Source organism: Flavihumibacter sp. ZG627 (genome assembly GCF_000814325.1).
Taxonomy (GTDB): Bacteria; Bacteroidota; Bacteroidia; order Chitinophagales; family Chitinophagaceae; genus Flavihumibacter.
Genome location: NZ_JPHF01000028.1, coordinates 1 through 1,823, shown reverse-complemented (window position 1 = coordinate 1,823; position 1,823 = coordinate 1). Strand labels below are relative to the sequence as shown.

Here is a 1,823-nt window from a genome sequence, read left to right as displayed (position 1 = left end):
GGTCGGAGATTACTATCCATTCGGGCTTACTATGGCAGGGATATCATCCAAAGCCATGGGGAAATTGGAGAATAGGTACGAGTACAATGGCAAGGAAAAGCAGGAGAAAGAATTCACTGACGGGTCGGGATTGGAGATGTATGATTTCGGCGCTCGCAATTATGATCCACAGATCGGAAGATGGCATTCAGTTGACCCTTTAGCCGACAATTCAAGAAAGTGGAGCCCTTACAATTACGCATATAATAACCCTTTAAGATATATTGATCCCGATGGAATGCAGGCAGATGATTGGAAGAGAGATAAAAATGGAAATTTTGTTTTTGATGAAAATCTTACAAAGGAAAATGCATCAACACAATTAGGGGAAGACGAAACCTATGTTGGGTCATCAGCTACTGTTACTTCAGGTACACGAAATGCAGACGGTTCTATAAATCCAGAAACTATTCATGAATTAAATGCTGACGGAACTGTAACTGATGTGAAAAATAACGCGACATATTTTGGAGGAGCTTCAACAAATACTGCAAAAGGGAGTACTATAACTTCAAGTTCTTCTTTCTCAATGGAAGACCTGAGTGCTTTAATGCAAAAGGGAGGTGCCGTTCAAGTAGCAATGTTAGAATATAGGAAAGCGTTTCCAAAAGTCGGTACTTTTAAACAATTTAGTACCGCATATAGACCGTTGGGTATTTTGCGGAGAGCGTTGGGTCCATTTGGTACAGCTGGTACTTTTTATAGCGGATATCAAGATTATCAAGCCATGAGGAGTGGTGAAATCGGTGCAGGTCGCTTTGCATGGAGAGTAGGCGGTGGTGCTGCTTCTATATCGACAGGTTCGTATATAGGGGCACAGTTTTGTGGTCCATGGGGTGCTGTGGCAGGAACAGCAGTTGGGTTAGGAACAGTTGCAGGAGAACTGGCCTATGATGGTTATATGTATTGGCATACAGAGATGTCAAAAGGCTTATCAAATTATGAAAATGCTTTGCGTGGAGGCTGGCAACCAAGATAGTAGCTATGATAATAAAGCAAACTTTTTCAAATCATCTTAAAGCACTGTGGATAGCAATATTCACAACTGTTTTATACGTGGGTGTTTGTTGGCACTTTAAGTTTGAAAAAGCAGTGATAATAATGGGATTGTGCTATTATACCCTTTTTGTTGTCCCATCATTTTTTTTACACATAAGTTATTATATCAGGAATAAAGGCATGGTAGCAGAAATTTTACCAGACAGGATACGACTTGAAAAAGATAGCGAAGAAACTATAATAGCAAGCAGTGATATAAAAGAAATAGTAGTATATAAATCAGCAAGTTTGGATAAAGGAGGCATTCCAATAACACCGATGGAAGCTTACTTTTTTGCACGGGTCTATTGTAACAATGATAAAAAATATGAACTCACCTGTTTGATGGATGCTAACATTGATAAATCAATTAGAGCATTGCATGGAGTAAAAATATTTAGAGAAAAAGGTCTTTTTAACATAGTATAAGCTCCTTCTGGGGCTTTTTTATTGGGCAAGTTTATGCTTCATCTCCTGTTGAAAGAGAAAAGCATCATTCAATTTAGAAACAACGGTTTTATTTTCTTTCGATAGTTTAGTAATACGGTTGAATTGGTTGATTATAGTTTTATCCTGTTGTTCTCTGCGGCTAAATCTGGAGTAGTTCCGTTCATTAAATAATCTGTTGACAGATCAAAAGCATTAGCCATTTTTTTTAAGCACCTCCGCAGCAGGGCTTGAATTCATAACCACCATGGGTAATGGAACAGATCCCAATAAAGAGAATATAATTAGATCGTGAAATA

The 1,823-nt window shown here is 38.3% G+C and carries 2 protein-coding genes; both read left to right on the top strand.

Translation table 11 applies throughout. The annotated features are described in order from the left end of the window. On the top strand, nucleotides 1-1,018 hold a 1,018-nt coding region (locus HY58_RS18390), incomplete at its 5' end, for an RHS repeat-associated core domain-containing protein (RefSeq protein ID WP_172644687.1). Between the two features lie 5 nt (nucleotides 1,019-1,023). Then, nucleotides 1,024-1,506 carry a hypothetical protein gene (locus HY58_RS18385; protein WP_039135627.1) on the top strand — a complete coding sequence of 161 codons (483 nt, stop codon included), beginning with the start codon at nucleotides 1,024-1,026 and terminating at the stop codon, nucleotides 1,504-1,506. Nucleotides 1,507-1,823 lie beyond the last annotated feature (317 nt).